This window comes from Mycolicibacterium arcueilense (genome assembly GCF_058536225.1).
In genome coordinates, this window is record NZ_JBZTYL010000007.1 from 1756514 (window position 1) to 1772255 (window position 15742).

Below are 15742 nucleotides of genomic sequence, written 5' to 3' on the forward strand. Positions count from 1 at the left end.
CTCGGCTACCTCCAGGCGTCACCCGCGGCGCCAGCGCCTGCGGGCCCGGACCACACTCGACCAGTCCTGGTACCCGAGCCGGTGGGCGATCTCGTAATGCGGAATCATGCGGTCCCGCAGGAGATTGTCGGCGACGCTCCGGCGCACCTCGTCCAGGACGGCCCGGTAGGTGGTGCCCTCGCGCTCGAGGTGCCTGCGCAATGTCCGCGATGCGTAGTGCAGGTGCAGCGCCACGTCTTCCAGGGTGAGGTCGAGAGACGACTGGTCGAGCAGATGTGCGCGCACCTGGGCGGCGACCCCGGTGTGATGCAACCGCTCGGCGCGGATGCGGTCACAGTGGGCGACCATCAGCTCGGCCGTGTGGGCGTTCGCCATCGGCGGTGCCAGGTCCAGATAGCCCACGTCGTAGACGATTTCGTTGCGGGCGTAGCCGAATGACACCGGCACCCGGAAGTAGTCCCGGTACACCTCGACACAGCTGCTGACGGAAGGAGCCAGGAAGGCGAACCTGATCTCGTGCAGCGGGACCGCGTCGACGTCGGGGAACGTATCGCGCTGAATCTGCATGACCGCGGTCAGATCACGTTCGACGACGAACCTGCGGATCGCCTCGGGCATGTCACCGGCATCGAAGGCCAGGACGTAGTGGTCGTCGTCGATGCGGGCCGTCATGGTCGAGAAGGCGAAGGTCAGCATTGCGTAGTACAGGCCACGATGGACCGTGTCCCGCACGCTGGCCGACGCAGCCAGGAGATAACCCAGATAGCCGTAGGCGGTCAGGTGGTAGCTGCTGCCCAGTTCCACCCCCGAACCGGGACTGTCCGCGCACCGGGCGGCCAGATTGCGGATCACCGCGAGCTCCTGGCTGGCCTCGACGACGGTGTCGATGTCGGTCAGGGAGGAGGCATCGAGATGAGAACCCGCCAGCACCGCCTCGGCAGGGATGCCGCGCCGGGCCGCCCACTCACACATGATCGCGACCGAAACCGCCGTGCGCGGGTGGTCCCAGGGGTCGGTCATGGCCGCTATGACCCGGTTGGTCGATTGGAGCACCGGGGAGCTGGGCAGTGCCCCCTGATCAGCGGATTCGGCGAGGACCGGCGTCATGACGCCCAGTTTTGCCGACCTGCGGAGCGCGGTCAACGAGGGCATGAGCCTCCGAAGTGGCCGGAAATGTCGAGTTGTGGCCGGGACGGTCCTGTCGGACGGCGCGCCACGGCTCTACGGTTCGGGGGAGTGATTCAGATCTCAGTTCGCCCAGAACTGTGTCGGATGACACGCGAGGAGACGCTCTGGTGAAAGTCAAGGCCGCTGTCGTCGAGGAAATCGGCGCACCATGGACGATCTGCGAGGTTGACCTGGGGGACCCGGTTGCCGGGGAGGTGCAGGTGAAACTGGCCGCGTCGGGCCTGTGCCACTCGGATGCACACGTCGTCGCCGGCAGCAGTCCGGTGCCGTTCATGCCCGTACTCGGTGGTCACGAGGGTGCCGGTGTGATCACCAAGGTCGGCCCCGGCGTCACCGGGCTGGAAGAAGGCGATCACGTCGTCCTCGCCTTCATTCCGGCGTGCGGCACGTGCCCGTCGTGCGCCACGGGTCTGCAGAACCTCTGCGACGAGGGCGCCGGGCTGCTGACCGGCCAGGCTGTCTCCGACAAGACGTACCGCGTGACCCGCGACGGCCAACCGGTCATCCAGATGTGCCTGCTCGGCACCTTCGCGCCGTACGTCACGGTCAGCCAGGCCTCGGTCGTCAAGATCGAGAAGGACATACCGCTGGAGGTGGCCGCCCTGCTGGGCTGCGGAGTCTCCACCGGCTGGGGCTCGGCGACCGAAATCGGTGACACCCACCCGGGCGACACAGTCGTGGTGATGGGCATCGGCGGAGTCGGGATCAACGCGGTGCAAGGGGCGAAGTTCGCGGGTGCACGGTTCGTCGTCGCGATCGACCCGGTCGACTTCAAGCGGAAGAAGGCGCTCGAGTTCGGCGCCACCCACACGTTCGCCTCCGTCGAGGACGCCGCCGCCGAACTGCCCGACCTCACGTGGGGAAAGATGGCTGAGGTCACGATCATCACGGTCGGCGAGATCAAGGGCGAACACATCCAGCAGGCGCTGAGCCTGACCGGCAAGGGCGGACAGGTAATCGTCACGGGCATGGGCGATTTCACCCAGTCGACCGTCGACCTCAATCTGTTCGAGCTGACCCTGCTGCAGAAACGGGTCCAGGGGGCGGTGTTCGGCGGCGTCGGCCCCCGCACCCAGATCCCGAGACTCCTCGACCTCTACCGCTCCGGCAATCTCAAGCTCGACGAACTCGTCACCACCCGCTACCGCCTGGCAGACATCAATCAGGGCTACCGGGACATGTTCGACGGCAAGAATCTTCGCGGCCTCGTCGTCTACTCCGACGCCGACCACTGAACCGAACAAGGGGGCATCAATGCAGATTCAAGACAGCAACTACATCGACGGCAAGTGGGCGGTTTCGAGCGGCAGCACCCGCATACCCGTCATCAACCCGGCGAACGACGAGGTGATCGCCGAGGTGGTGGCCGGCACTGCCGCAGACGTCGACGCCGCCGTGGCAGCCGCACGTGCCGCTTTCCCGGCATGGTCGGCGACGCCGGTCGGGGAGCGCGCGGATTACCTCACCGCGATCGCCGGCAAGCTGGCCGAGCGGTCCGAAGACCTGGCCCGCACGGTCTCCTCCGAGATGGGTTGTCCCATCACGATTTCCCGGGCGATCCAGCTGGGGCTGCCACTCAACAGTTTCGCCGAGGCCGCCAACATCGTGCGCGAGTACGAGTTCGAGAACGAATACCGCGGATCGACGATCGTGCGCGAACCGTTCGGCGTGCTGGGCGCCATCACGCCCTGGAACTACCCCCTGCATCAGATCGCCCTGAAGGTCGCCTACGGATTGGCCGCGGGAAACACCGTCGTCGTCAAACCCAGTGAGGTGACGCCGCTGTGCGCGCTCGCGCTGACCGAGATCATCGACGAGATCGGTCTGCCCCCAGGCGTGTTCAACCTGGTGTTCGGCACCGGGGCGGATGTGGGCGAGGCGATCGCCGGTCATGACGACGTCGATATCGTCAGCTTCACCGGATCAACCCGGGCCGGCCGGCGCGTGCAGGAAGTCGCCGCCCGCACCGTCAAGCGCGTCTCGCTGGAGCTCGGTGGCAAGAGCCCCAACATCATTCTCGACGACGCCGACCTGGAATCGGTGGTGCCCGCGTCGGTCAAGACGATGATGCTCAACTCCGGGCAGACCTGCTCGGCGCTGACCCGCATGATCGTCCCGCGTGACAGGCTGGCCGAGGTCGAGGCACTCGCGAAGGCGACTGCTGACGCACTGCCGGTCGGCGACCCGAGCGACGAAGGGACTGCACTGGGCCCGCTGTCGTCCCGGGCGCAGCAGGAGCGGGTGATCGGCCATATCCGGACGGCGATGAACGAAGGGGCACGTCTGGTCACCGGCGGCGACACCGCAACCGACGGCCCAGGTGCCTTCGTACGGCCGACCGTGTTTTCCGACGTCACCGAGGACATGGCGATTCATTCCGAAGAGGTCTTCGGCCCGGTTCTCGCGATCGAGGCATACGACTCGGAGGACGACGCGGTACGGATCGCCAACGCAACGGATTACGGCCTGGCCGGGGCGGTCTGGTCCGCCTCGCCGGAGCGTGCCGAGGGCATCGCGCGCCGGATCCGGGCCGGCCAGGTGCAGATCAATGCCGGCGCCTTCAACGCCAACGCGCCCTTCGGCGGATACAAGCAGTCGGGCAACGGGCGTGAGGCCGGCCGGTACGGGCTCGAGGAATTCCTCGAGATCAAGTCGATCCAGCGGTGATCTGATGCCGCTGGAACCCGTGACCCAGGCACTGCTGGCGCAACTTGCGGAGACCCGCGACCCACCGATGCACGAGGGCACGCCGGCGATCGCGCGGATGGCCGGGCCGATCTTCGCCGGCATGAGCGGACGCGGTCCCGACGTGGCCGCGGTGCACAACCTGAAGCTCGAGGGTGAGGACGGCGGGAAATTCCGGGTCCGTGTTCTCGTTCCCGAGGGCGAATCCCGTTCGGTCATCGTGTATTTCCACGGCGGTGGATGGGTGATCGGCGATATCGACCTGCAGTACGACCACGTCGGCCGGCACCTGGCGAACCTGACCAACTCCACCGTGATCCTGGTGAACTACCGCAAGGCGCCCGAGCATCCGTTCCCCGCCGCGCTGGAAGACAGTTGGATCGGATTGTGCTGGGCCGCAGCGCATGCAGCGGAGTACGCACCCGTCGGTGCGCCGTTGATCGTGGCCGGCGACAGCGCCGGAGGCAACATCGCCGCGGTGATGACGCGGTGGGCCCGCGACCGGCACGGGCCCAGGATCGACTACCAGGCATTGGTCTACCCGGTTACCGACTGCGACTTCGACCGGCCCTCGTACGTCGCGCCCGAAAATCAGCTGATGCTCGGCCGGGACACCATGATCTGGTTCTGGGAGCACTACCTTCCAGACCAGGCCCGGCGCACCAACCCGGATGCGTCGCCGTTGCGGGCGCCCAGCCTCGCCGGTCTCCCGCCCGCTCTCGTCTATGTCGCCGAGTACGACCCGCTGCACGACGAGGGTGTCGCCTACGCGGCCGCGCTGGCCGACGCCGGAGTGCGTGTGACGTTGGAGGAGGCGGCCGGCGAAATGCACGGGTATTTCCAGATGGCGAACATCCTGCCCGGTTATCAGACCGGAATGTCGTTGGTCGCCAAAAGCATCGGGTCGTTCCTCGACGCGTACCGGTCCGACCGAAAGGCGGTGTGAGTGGTGGCCGATCACGACGTGATCATCATCGGTGCCGGATTCGCCGGGCTTTACCAGCTCTACAAGTTACGTGAGCTCGGATTCGACGCACGCGTCCTTGAGGCCGGGCCGGAGGTGGGTGGCACCTGGTACTGGAACCGGTACCCGGGGGCCCGTTGCGACATCGAATCGATCGAATACTCATACTCGTTCGACTCGCAGTTGCAGCAGTCGTGGAATTGGACCGAGCGTTACGCCGCTCAGCCGGAACTGCTCGCCTACGCCAAGCATGTCGCCGACCGCTTCGACCTCCGCCGCGACATCACCTTCGATACCAGGGTTGTCGCAATGGATTTCGACGACACCAGAAACGAATGGACCGTCACGACCGAAGCGGGTCCCAGCGCCTCTGCGAACTTCGTGATCGCGGCGACCGGATGCCTCTCCAAACCGTTGGTGCCGTCGTTCGACGGGCTGGACGATTTCGCCGGTGAGGTCCTGTGGACCTGGGACTGGCCTGCCGAAGGGGCAGACCTGGAAGGCAAGCGGGTCGCCGTCGTCGGCACCGGTTCCTCTGGCGTGCAGACGATCACCGCGATCGCACCGGTGGTGGGCGCGCTGACCGTGTTTCAGCGCACGCCCCCGTATGCGGTCCCGGCGCAGAATCGCCTGATCGCCGACGAGCTCGCCGACGTCAAGCCGCGGTACCCGCAGTTTCGCGACGTCAGTCGCTTGACGCAGGGCGGCGCGCAATGCGGCGACGGTGCGGCGCTGCCCCCGTTCTTCGGCGACCTCGACAGGGCCACCACCCGTGCCGAGCTCGACCGGCGCTGGGCCGACGGCGGTCTGTGTTTCCAGCAGTCGTTCTACGACCTGCTGTTGGATCCGGCAGCCAACGAGACGGCCGCCGAATACGTGCGCGAGCGAATTCGTCAGAAGGTCACCAACCCTCGGCTCGCCGAGAAGCTGACGCCGCGAAGCTATCCGATCGCGGCCAAGCGGATGTGCGTCGACACCGGCTACTACGAGGTCTACAACCAGGACAACGTGGAGCTCGTCGACCTCAACGAGGAGCCGCTGCGCCGGATCACGGCACGCGGCATCCTCGCCGGTGACACCGAGCACGAGTTCGACGTGATCGTGCTGGCCACGGGATTCGATGCCATGACCGGCGCGTTGAACGCCATCGACATCCGGGCCGTCGACGAGACCGGCGCCAGCCGCACGCTGCGGGAGAAATGGGCCGCGGGCCCGCGGACCTATCTCGGGTTGATGTCGGCGGGATTCCCGAACCTGTTCACCGTCACCGGTCCGCAGAGTCCCTCGGTGCTGTCCAACATGCTCACCTCGATCGAGTACCACGTCGAGTGGATCAGTGCGGCCCTGGTGCACCTGCGCGAGCACGGGCTGAACCGGATGGAAGCCGACCTCGAGGCCGAGGACAACTGGGTGAACATCACCAACGACACCGCCGACCTCACGCTGCTGCCGCAAGCCGCGTCCTGGTACATGGGCGCCAATGTGCCCGGTAAGCGACAAGTGTTCCTGCCGTTCGTCGCCGGTGTCGGCGTCTACAAGCAGATCGGTGACGGCGTGGCCGTGGCGGGTTATCACGGATTCGAGATGGTCTGACCCAACTGCTGGGTGATACTTCTCGGGCGAAGTCCGTGGCGTGAGAAGAGGCAGATGACCCAGCAGGACCAGATCGACGGCGAACCGAGCTCCGTCGCGACTCCGGAGGCCCACCCCATGAAGCGGGTGGCGTTCGCCAGCTTCGTCGGCACGGCGATCGAGTTCTACGACTTCTACATCTACGGCACCGCCGCGGCGCTCATCTTTCCCCACGTGTTCTTCCCGAACATGGGCCCCACGATGGCGACCATCTCGTCACTCGGCACGTTCGCGGTCGCGTTCCTGTCCCGGCCGATCGGCGCCGCGGTGTTCGGGCATTTCGGAGATCGGTTGGGCCGCAAGAAGACTCTGATCGCGACGCTGTTGATCATGGGCTTGTCGACGGTATGCGTGGGTTTGGTGCCCAGCGCGGCAAGCATCGGCATCGCGGCGCCGATCATCCTGCTCGTCCTGCGACTGCTGCAGGGCTTCGCCGTCGGCGGGGAATGGGCCGGGTCGGCGCTGCTGAGCGCCGAGTACGCGCCCGTCGGGAAGCGCGGCATGTACGGGATGTTCACCCAGCTCGGCGCCGGAGCCGGCCTGGCAGTGAGCAATCTCGTGGTCTTCATCGTGAGCCTGACCATCGGCGAGAAGAGCGCGGTCTTCCTCGACTGGGGCTGGCGGTTGCCATTCCTGTTCAGCGCGGTGCTGCTGATCGTGGCGCTGTACGTGCGGCTGAGCATCGACGAGACGCCCGTCTTCGCCCGGGAGCAGGTGACCGGAGGCGTACCCAAGGCGCCGCTGAGCGAACTGTTCCGCACCCAGACCCGGCAGGTGGCGCTCGCCGCGGGCTGCATGGTCGGCATCTTCACCATGAGCTTCCTCGGTGGCACCTACCTGATGAGCTACGCCAGCACCCGCATCGGGCACCCGCGCAGCCTGATCCTCGGCGTCGGCGTGCTCGCCGGTGTCGCGCTGATGGCCTTCTCGGCGATCTCGGCGGTGCTGTGCGACCGGTACGGCCGGCGCCGCGTCATTCTCGCCGGTTTCGCTCTGGCCCTGCCGTGGGCGTTCGTGGTGATGCCGCTGATCGACTCCGGTTCGCCGGTGGCCTTCGCGGTCGCGATCGCCGGCATCTTCTGCATCTTCGGCCTGTCCTACGGGCCGATCGGATCCTTCCTGCCTGAGATCTTCGCCACCCGATACCGCTACACCGGCGCCGGCCTGTCGTTCAATCTGGCCGGCATCGTGGGCGGAGCGATACCGCCGTTGGTCGCCGGTGCTCTGGTGGCCACGCTCGGTAGCTGGGCTGTTGGGGCGATGATGGCGGCATTCGTCGTCGTCAGCATCGTCTCGACCCTGTTGCTGCCCGAGACGAAGGGAACCGAACTGGACGCCGTGATGAGTGACACTGCGAGGTGACCGTGGCCGGTCGGAGGTTTGCGGCCTGCTAAGCTGCCTGGCAGTTCGACGTCCTTTAACGATCCGTCCCGAGAGGCGGAGAAGGAGGTCAGAGTCACCTCATGGGCTCTTCAGGTACCGACCGGGAATTGTTGTCTGCGGCGGACGTCGGCCGCACCGTTTCCCGGATCGCTCATCAGATCATCGAGAAGACCGCCCTTGACGATCCCGCGGAACGCGAACGGGTCGTTCTCCTCGGCATCCCCACGCGCGGTGTGACCCTCGCCAGGCGGTTGGCCGCCAAGATCAACGAGTTCGCCGATGTGGCGTTGCCCGTCGGCGCGCTTGACATCACGCTCTACCGCGACGACCTCAACATCAAGCCGCCGCGACCACTGGCGGCCACCTCGATCCCGCCCGGCGGCATCGACGACGCGGTCGTGATCCTCGTCGACGACGTGCTGTACTCCGGGCGCTCTGTGCGCTCAGCGCTGGATGCCCTGCGTGATATCGGTCGCCCCCGGGTGGTGCAACTGGCGGTGCTAGTCGACCGCGGTCACCGGGAACTGCCGGTCCGCGCCGATTACGTCGGCAAGAACGTGCCGACCTCGCGCACCGAGAGCGTCCATGTGCTGCTGTCCGAGGATGATGACCGTGATGGGGTGGTGATTTCGAAGTGACGACACGTCATCTTCTGTCGGCAGCGGATCTGAGCCGGGATGACGCGACGGCGATCCTCGACGACGCCGACCGGTTCCGCGAGGCACTGCTGGGCCGCGAAATCAAGAAGCTGCCCACGCTGCGCGGACGCACCGTCATCACCATGTTCTACGAGAACTCCACCCGGACCCGGGTGTCGTTCGAGGTCGCGGGTAAGTGGATGAGCGCCGATGTGATCAACGTCAGCTCGTCGGGATCCTCGGTGGCCAAGGGGGAGTCGCTTCGCGATACCGCATTGACCTTGCGTGCCGCCGGCGCCGACGCCCTGATCATCCGCCATCCTCACTCGGGCGCCGCACAACAGCTCGCCGAATGGACGGCCGAGGAGACCGGCGGTCCCAGCGTGATCAATGCCGGTGACGGAACCCATGAGCATCCGACCCAGGCCCTGCTCGACGCGCTGACCATCCGCCAACGGCTCGGCTCTATCGAGGGCAAGCGCGTGGTGATCGTCGGGGACGTCCTGCACAGCCGCGTGGCCCGGTCGAATGTGTCGCTGCTGAGCACCCTGGGCGCCGAGGTGGTGCTGGTTTCGCCGCCGACGCTGTTGCCGGTCGGGGTGTCCGGGTGGCCGGTCACGGTGTCGCACGACCTGGATGCCGAGTTGCCCGCCGCCGACGCGGTGTTGATGCTGCGCGTGCAGGCCGAGCGGATGAACGGCGCGTTCTTCCCTTCGGCCCGTGAGTACTCGGTGCGCTACGGATTGTCCGAGAAGCGTCAGGCCATGCTGCCCGGTAACGCCGTGGTGCTGCACCCGGGACCGATGGTGCGTGGCATGGAGATCGCGTTCCCGGTTGCCGATTCCTCGCAATCAGCTGTTCTGCAACAGGTTTCAAATGGTGTCCACGTGCGGATGGCGGTGCTGTTCCATCTGCTGGTGGGCGCGGATCGGGAGGCGATCAGCGTATGACGCAGCAGGTACTCATTCGCGGGGCACGCCTCTACGGCGAAGGCGACCAACTCGACGTACTGATCGCCGACGGCCAGATAGCCGAGATCGGTTCTGCACTCAAAGCTCCCAAGGGCACCGAGGTGATCGAGGCCGCCGGCCAGGTGCTCCTTCCGGGCTTCGTCGACCTGCACACCCATCTGCGCGAGCCGGGCCGCGAATACGCCGAGGACATCGAAACCGGTTCGGCTGCAGCGGCCCTCGGTGGCTACACCGCGGTGTTCGCGATGGCCAATACCGATCCGGTCGCCGATTCCGCGGTGGTCACCGACCACGTGTGGAACCGCGGCCAGCAGGTTGGTCTGGTCGACGTGCACCCGGTAGGTGCGGTCACCGTCGGCCTGAAGGGCAAGCAGCTCACCGAGATGGGCCTGATGGCCGACAGCGTCGGTCAGGTACGGATGTTCTCCGACGACGGTCTCTGCGTCGACGATCCGCTCGTCATGCGGCGGGCACTCGAATACGCCACCGGCCTCGGGGTGCTCATCGCCCAGCACGCCGAAGAGCCGCGGCTGACCGTCGGCGCCGTCGCCCACGAGGGACCCAACGCGGCCAAACTCGGGCTGGCGGGCTGGCCGCGCTCGGCCGAGGAATCGATCGTGGCCCGCGACGCGATCCTGGCCCGCGATGCCGGTGCCCGGGTACACATCTGCCACGCCTCCACCGCCGGCACTGTGGAACTGCTGAAGTGGGCCAAGGCGCAAGGCATTTCGATCACCGCCGAGGTCACGCCGCACCACCTGCTGCTCGACGACGGCAGGCTGGCCGGCTACGACGGGCGCAACCGGGTCAACCCGCCGCTGCGCGAATCGAGTGACGCCGTTGCGCTGCGGCAGGCGTTGGCAGACGGGGTCATCGACTGCGTGGCCACCGATCACGCTCCGCATGCCGAGCACGAGAAGTGCTGCGAATTCTCGGTCGCCCGTCCGGGCATGCTCGGCCTGCAGACCGCGCTGTCGGTGGTGGCCGAGACCATGGTGCGTCCCGGCCTGCTTACCTGGCGCGGGGTGGCCAAGGTGATGAGCGAGGCGCCGGCAGCCATCGTCGGCCTGCCGGATCAGGGCCGGCCGCTGGAGGTGGGCGAGCCCGCCAACCTCACCGTGATCGATCCCGACGCGACCTGGACGGTCGAAGGCGACGAGCTGGCCAGCCGGTCGGACAACACACCCTTCGAATCGATGACGCTGCCCGCCACCGTGACCGCCACACTGTTGCGGGGCAAGATCACTGCGCTGCACGGGAAGTGTCCCCATTGAACACTCCCACGCTGATCGCATCGCTGATCCTGGCCGCGCTGCTGGCCGTGTTGATCGCTTTCCTGATCCGTCAGATGATGCGTGGCTGGCTGCATCGCGCACAGCGCCAGGCCGAAATGATCGGCACCCTGCCGCCGCTGCCCGACACGGTCAGCGCATCGATCATCCCGCCCATGAAGGGCATGTACGTGGGCAGCACGGTGGTGCCGCACTGGAACGACAAGGTGGCCGCCGGCAGCCTGGGCTTTCGGGCCAAGGCCGTGCTGACCCGCTACCCCGAGGGAATCATGTTGCAGCGCAGCGGGGCCGGCCCGGTCTGGATTCCCGCCGAGTCTGTCACCGCGATCAGAACCGAGCGTGGGATCGCAGGCAAGGCACTGACTTACGACGGAATCCTGGCCATCAGGTGGAGGCTGCCCTCGGGCACCGAGATCGATACCGGGTTCCGCGCTGACAATCGCGCAGAGTACGACCGCTGGCTGGAGGAAGAGGCATGAGCAACAAGCAGAATGAAAAAGCGGTCCTGGTACTCGAAGACGGGCGCGTCTTCACGGGTACGACATTCGGAGCGGTCGGGCAGACCCTCGGTGAGGCGGTGTTCTCCACCGGCATGTCGGGCTACCAGGAAACGCTGACCGACCCGAGCTATCACGGTCAGATCGTGGTGGCCACGGCACCGCAGATCGGCAACACGGGCTGGAACAACGAAGACGGTGAAAGCCGCGACGACAAGATCTGGGTGGCCGGTTACGCGGTGCGTGACCCCTCGCCGCGGGCGTCGAACTGGCGCGCCAGCGGCACCCTCGACGACGAGCTGGTCCGTCAGGGCATCGTGGGCATCGCCGGGATCGACACCCGGGCAGTTGTGCGCCACCTGCGCACCCGCGGGTCGATGAAGGCCGGGGTGTTCGGCGGAGCCGCGTTAGCGGCGACATCGGGCTCAGGGGACGCGTCCTTGGACGAGTTGGTCGCCCGCGTACTGGACCAGCCCTCGATGCTGGGTGCGGATCTGGCGGGGCAGGTCAGCACGCAGAGTTCCTACATTGTGGAACCAGAAGGCGGCCACCGGTTTACGGTCGCGGCAGTCGACCTGGGTATCAAGACCAACACCCCGCGCAACTTCGCGCGACGCGGGATCCGCAGCCACGTGCTGCCGTCATCGGTGAGCTTCGATCAGATCGCCGATCTCAAGCCGGACGGGGTGTTCCTGTCCAACGGGCCCGGCGACCCGGCCACCGCCGATCACATCGTCGCGGTGACCCGCGAGGTTCTGAGTGCGGGAATCCCGTTGTTCGGCATCTGCTTCGGCAACCAGATCCTGGGCCGCGCCCTGGGCCGGTCCACCTACAAGATGGTGTTCGGCCACCGCGGCATCAACATCCCGGTCATCGACCATATCACCGGGCGGGTGGCGATCACCGCCCAGAACCACGGGTTCGCATTAGAAGGAGAGAAGGGCGAGGTTTTTGATACCCCCTTCGGATCAGCCGAGGTCAGCCACACCTGCGCCAACGACGGTGTGGTCGAGGGCATCCGGCTGGCCAACGGCCGGGCGTTCTCGGTGCAGTACCACCCGGAGGCCGCGGCCGGCCCGCACGACGCCGAGTACCTGTTCGACCAGTTCGTAGACCTGATGGCAGGAGAGAAGTAAATGCCACGTCGCTCTGACCTCAACCACGTGCTGGTGATCGGGTCCGGCCCGATCGTCATCGGCCAGGCCTGTGAATTCGACTATTCAGGTACCCAGGCCTGCCGGGTGCTGCGCTCCGAGGGGATCCAGGTCAGCCTGGTCAACTCGAACCCGGCGACGATCATGACCGACCCCGAGTACGCCGACAACACCTACGTCGAGCCGATCACCTGGGAGTTCGTCGAGAAAGTCATCGTCCAGCAGGCCGAGCGCGGCAACAAGATCGACGCCGTCCTGGCCACCCTCGGCGGGCAGACCGCGCTGAACACCGCGGTGGCCCTGCACGACAACGGCGTCCTCGAAAAGTACGGCGTCGAGATGATCGGCGCCGATTTCGAGGCCATCCAGCGCGGTGAGGACCGGCAGAAGTTCAAGGACATCGTCGCCAAGGTGGGCGGTGAGTCCGCGCGCAGCCGTGTCTGTTTCACGATGGACGAGGTCCGCGAGACCGTCGCCGATCTGGGGCTGCCCGTCGTGGTCCGGCCCAGCTTCACCATGGGCGGCCTCGGATCCGGCATGGCGTACTCGGCCGAGGACGTCGAGCGGATGGCCGGTGACGGGTTGTCCGCCTCACCGACGGCGAACGTGCTGATCGAGGAATCCATCTACGGCTGGAAGGAATTCGAGCTCGAGCTGATGCGTGACCACCGCGACAACGTCGTGGTGGTGTGCTCGATCGAGAACTTCGATCCGATGGGCGTGCACACCGGGGACTCGGTGACCGTCGCCCCGGCGATGACGCTGACCGACCGCGAGTACCAGAAGATGCGCGACGTGGGCATCGACATCCTGCGCGAGGTCGGTGTCGACACCGGTGGCTGCAACATCCAGTTCGCGATCAACCCGACAGACGGACGGCTCATCGTCATCGAGATGAACCCGCGCGTCTCGCGGTCCTCGGCGCTGGCCTCGAAGGCCACCGGGTTCCCGATCGCCAAGATCGCGGCCAAACTGGCCATCGGCTACACGCTCGACGAGATCGTCAACGACATCACCAAAGAGACGCCGGCCTGCTTCGAGCCGACCCTGGACTACGTCGTCGTCAAGGCCCCGCGGTTCGCGTTCGAGAAGTTCCCCGGCGCCGACGCCACGTTGACCACCACGATGAAGTCGGTCGGCGAGGCAATGTCGTTGGGCCGCAATTTCATCGAGGCCCTCGGCAAGGTGATGCGGTCGCTGGAGACCAGCCGGGCCGGGTTCTGGACCGGGCCGGACCCCGACCTGACGGTCGAGCAGCTGCTGACCGGCCTGCGCACCGCCGTGGACGGCAGGCTCTACGACATCGAGCACGCACTGCGCCTGGGCGCCAGCGTCGAGCAGGTGGCTGAGGCCTCCGGCGTCGACCCCTGGTTCATCGAGCAGATCGCCGGACTGGTCGCGCTGCGCGTCGAACTGCTCGAAGCGCCGGTGCTCGACGCCGAACTACTGCGGCGGGCCAAGCACAGCGGGCTGTCGGACCGCCAGATCGCCGCTCTGCGGCCGGAACTGGCCGGCGAGTCCGGGGTGCGCGCGCTGCGCCGCAGGCTCGGCATCCATCCGGTGTACAAGACTGTCGACACCTGCGCGGCCGAATTCGACGCCAAGACGCCGTACCACTACAGCAGCTACGAGCTCGACCCCGCGGCCGAGACCGAGGTGGCTCCGCAGACCGAGAAGCCCAAGGTGCTGATCCTGGGTTCCGGCCCGAACCGCATCGGCCAGGGCATCGAGTTCGACTACAGCTGTGTGCATGCCGCGACCACGCTGAGTGCGGTCGGCTTCGAAACCGTGATGGTCAACTGCAACCCCGAGACGGTGTCCACCGACTACGACACCGCCGACCGGTTGTATTTCGAGCCGCTCACCTTCGAGGACGTGCTGGAGGTCTATTACGCCGAGGACGCCTCGGGCAAGGGCGAGGACGGGACCGGCCCCGGCGTCGTTGGCGTCATCGTGCAGCTCGGCGGCCAGACGCCGCTCGGTCTGGCCAAGCGCCTCGAGGCGGCCGGGGTCCCCATCGTGGGTACCGGGCCCGACGCCATCGACTTGGCCGAGGACCGTGGGCTTTTCGGCGAAGTTCTGGTCAACGCCGGTCTGCCGGCCCCGAAGTTCGGCACCGCCACCAGCTTCGAGCAGGCCCGGCGGATCGCCTCCGACATCGGCTACCCGGTGCTGGTGCGTCCCTCCTACGTGCTGGGCGGGCGTGGGATGGAGATCGTCTACGACGAGGCGACCCTGGAGGGCTACATCGCCCGCGCCACCCAGCTGTCCCCGGAACACCCGGTGCTGGTCGACCGGTTCCTCGAAGACGCGATCGAGATCGACGTCGACGCGCTGTGCGACGGCAACGAGGTATACATCGGCGGCATCATGGAGCACATCGAGGAGGCCGGTATCCACTCCGGCGACTCGGCGTGCGCGCTGCCCCCGGTGACCTTGGGCCGCAGTGACATCGAAGCGGTGCGCCGCGCGACGGAGGCCATCGCCCACGGCATCGGCGTGGTGGGACTGCTCAACGTGCAGTACGCGCTCAAGGACGACGTGCTCTATGTCCTTGAGGCCAACCCCCGCGCCAGCCGTACCGTGCCGTTCGTTTCCAAGGCCACCGCGGTGCCGCTGGCGAAGGCCTGTGCCCGGGTGATGCTGGGTGCCACCATCGCCGAGTTGCGCGCGGAGGGTCTGCTGAACAAGACCGGAGACGGGGCCGCCATTGCCCGCAACGCGCCGGTGGCGGTCAAGGAAGCCGTGCTGCCGTTCCACCGGTTCCGCCGGGCCGACGGTGCCCAGGTCGACTCGCTGCTGGGACCGGAGATGAAGTCGACGGGCGAGGTGATGGGCATCGACCACGACTTCGGCACGGCCTTCGCCAAGAGCCAGACCGCGGCCTACGGGTCGTTGCCGACCTCGGGCACCGTCTTCGTATCGGTGGCCAACCGCGACAAGCGTTCACTGGTGTTCCCGGTCAAGCGACTGGCTGATCTCGGATTCCGGGTACTGGCCACCGAGGGCACCGCAGAGATGCTGCGCCGCAACGGTATTCCGTGTGATGAGGTGCGTAAGCACTCGGAACAGCCCAGTGGAGCCCGCGATCTTCCCTCCTCGGTCGACGCCATCAAGGCCGGTGAGGTCGACATGGTGATCAACACGCCGTACGGAAATTCCGGGCCGCGCGTCGACGGTTACGAGATCCGCTCGGCCGCAGTGTCGATGAACATCCCGTGCGTGACGACGGTGCAGGGTGCCTCCGCCGCGGTGCAGGGCATCGAGGCGGCCATCCGTGGCGACATCGGCGTGATGTCACTGCAGGAACTGCACAGCGAGCTGGAATCGCACTGACC

12 protein-coding genes are annotated in these 15742 nt (G+C 66.8%); 11 read left to right on the top strand and 1 reads right to left on the bottom strand.

Annotated features, from left to right (window positions below; genetic code table 11):
• Positions 1 to 18: 18 nt before the first annotated feature.
• Positions 19 to 1107 carry an AraC family transcriptional regulator ligand-binding domain-containing protein gene (locus AC4LGL_RS12845; protein WP_491839019.1) on the bottom strand — a complete coding sequence of 363 codons (1089 nt, stop codon included), beginning with the start codon at positions 1105 to 1107 and terminating at the stop codon, positions 19 to 21.
• Positions 1108 to 1295: 188 nt separating this feature from the next.
• Here AC4LGL_RS12845 and AC4LGL_RS12850 point away from each other — a divergent pair, with 188 nt between their 5' ends.
• The 11 genes from AC4LGL_RS12850 (at position 1296) to carB (ending at position 15740) form a co-directional block, all read left to right on the top strand.
• On the top strand, positions 1296 to 2423 hold the full coding sequence (locus AC4LGL_RS12850; protein WP_491839020.1) for an NDMA-dependent alcohol dehydrogenase: 1128 nt from the start codon (positions 1296 to 1298) through the stop codon (positions 2421 to 2423).
• A 19-nt stretch (positions 2424 to 2442) separates the two neighbouring features.
• The gene (locus tag AC4LGL_RS12855; protein ID WP_491839021.1) at positions 2443 to 3855 is read left to right on the top strand and encodes an aldehyde dehydrogenase family protein; all 1413 of its coding nucleotides are present in this window, start codon (positions 2443 to 2445) and stop codon (positions 3853 to 3855) included.
• A 4-nt stretch (positions 3856 to 3859) separates the two neighbouring features.
• Positions 3860 to 4819, top strand: a complete 960-nt coding sequence (locus AC4LGL_RS12860; RefSeq protein WP_491839022.1) for an alpha/beta hydrolase — start codon at positions 3860 to 3862, stop codon at positions 4817 to 4819.
• A gap of 3 nt (positions 4820 to 4822) precedes the next feature.
• Positions 4823 to 6430 (top strand): flavin-containing monooxygenase, encoded by a 1608-nt coding sequence (locus AC4LGL_RS12865; RefSeq protein ID WP_491839023.1) that lies wholly within the window; start codon positions 4823 to 4825, stop codon positions 6428 to 6430.
• Positions 6431 to 6484: 54 nt separating this feature from the next.
• Entirely contained in the window at positions 6485 to 7831 is a 1347-nt protein-coding gene (locus AC4LGL_RS12870) for an MFS transporter (protein ID WP_491839024.1), read from the top strand.
• Between the two features lie 101 nt (positions 7832 to 7932).
• Entirely contained in the window at positions 7933 to 8490 is a 558-nt protein-coding gene (pyrR, locus tag AC4LGL_RS12875) for a bifunctional pyr operon transcriptional regulator/uracil phosphoribosyltransferase PyrR (RefSeq protein WP_491839025.1), read from the top strand.
• Positions 8487 to 9440, top strand: coding sequence for an aspartate carbamoyltransferase catalytic subunit (locus AC4LGL_RS12880; RefSeq protein ID WP_491839026.1), 954 nt, complete (start codon positions 8487 to 8489; stop codon positions 9438 to 9440). Before pyrR ends, AC4LGL_RS12880 begins: the two co-directional genes overlap by 4 nt.
• On the top strand, positions 9437 to 10735 hold the full coding sequence (locus tag AC4LGL_RS12885) for a dihydroorotase (RefSeq protein ID WP_491839027.1): 1299 nt from the start codon (positions 9437 to 9439) through the stop codon (positions 10733 to 10735). Before AC4LGL_RS12880 ends, AC4LGL_RS12885 begins: the two co-directional genes overlap by 4 nt.
• A complete protein-coding gene (locus tag AC4LGL_RS12890; RefSeq protein WP_448446613.1) occupies positions 10732 to 11232 on the top strand; it encodes a PH-like domain-containing protein in 501 nt (166 codons plus the stop codon). Before AC4LGL_RS12885 ends, AC4LGL_RS12890 begins: the two co-directional genes overlap by 4 nt.
• A complete protein-coding gene (gene carA / locus AC4LGL_RS12895; protein ID WP_448446616.1) occupies positions 11229 to 12386 on the top strand; it encodes a glutamine-hydrolyzing carbamoyl-phosphate synthase small subunit in 1158 nt (385 codons plus the stop codon). Before AC4LGL_RS12890 ends, carA begins: the two co-directional genes overlap by 4 nt.
• Positions 12387 to 15740 carry a carbamoyl-phosphate synthase large subunit gene (gene carB / locus AC4LGL_RS12900; protein ID WP_491839028.1) on the top strand — a complete coding sequence of 1118 codons (3354 nt, stop codon included), beginning with the start codon at positions 12387 to 12389 and terminating at the stop codon, positions 15738 to 15740.
• The last annotated feature ends 2 nt before the right edge of the window (positions 15741 to 15742 follow it).

Excerpts from the sequence above, each read along its gene's own strand:
- AC4LGL_RS12845 (WP_491839019.1), bottom strand. The coding sequence starts at position 1,107 with ATGACGCCGGTCCTCGCCGAATCCGCTGATCAGGGGGCACTGCCCAGC.
- AC4LGL_RS12855 (WP_491839021.1), top strand. The coding sequence starts at position 2,443 with ATGCAGATTCAAGACAGCAACTACATCGACGGCAAGTGGGCGGTTTCG.
- AC4LGL_RS12860 (WP_491839022.1), top strand. The coding sequence starts at position 3,860 with ATGCCGCTGGAACCCGTGACCCAGGCACTGCTGGCGCAACTTGCGGAG.
- AC4LGL_RS12870 (WP_491839024.1), top strand. The coding sequence starts at position 6,485 with ATGACCCAGCAGGACCAGATCGACGGCGAACCGAGCTCCGTCGCGACT.
- pyrR (WP_491839025.1), top strand. The coding sequence starts at position 7,933 with ATGGGCTCTTCAGGTACCGACCGGGAATTGTTGTCTGCGGCGGACGTC.
- AC4LGL_RS12885 (WP_491839027.1), top strand. The coding sequence starts at position 9,437 with ATGACGCAGCAGGTACTCATTCGCGGGGCACGCCTCTACGGCGAAGGC.
- carA (WP_448446616.1), top strand. The coding sequence starts at position 11,229 with ATGAGCAACAAGCAGAATGAAAAAGCGGTCCTGGTACTCGAAGACGGG.
- carB (WP_491839028.1), top strand. The coding sequence starts at position 12,387 with ATGCCACGTCGCTCTGACCTCAACCACGTGCTGGTGATCGGGTCCGGC.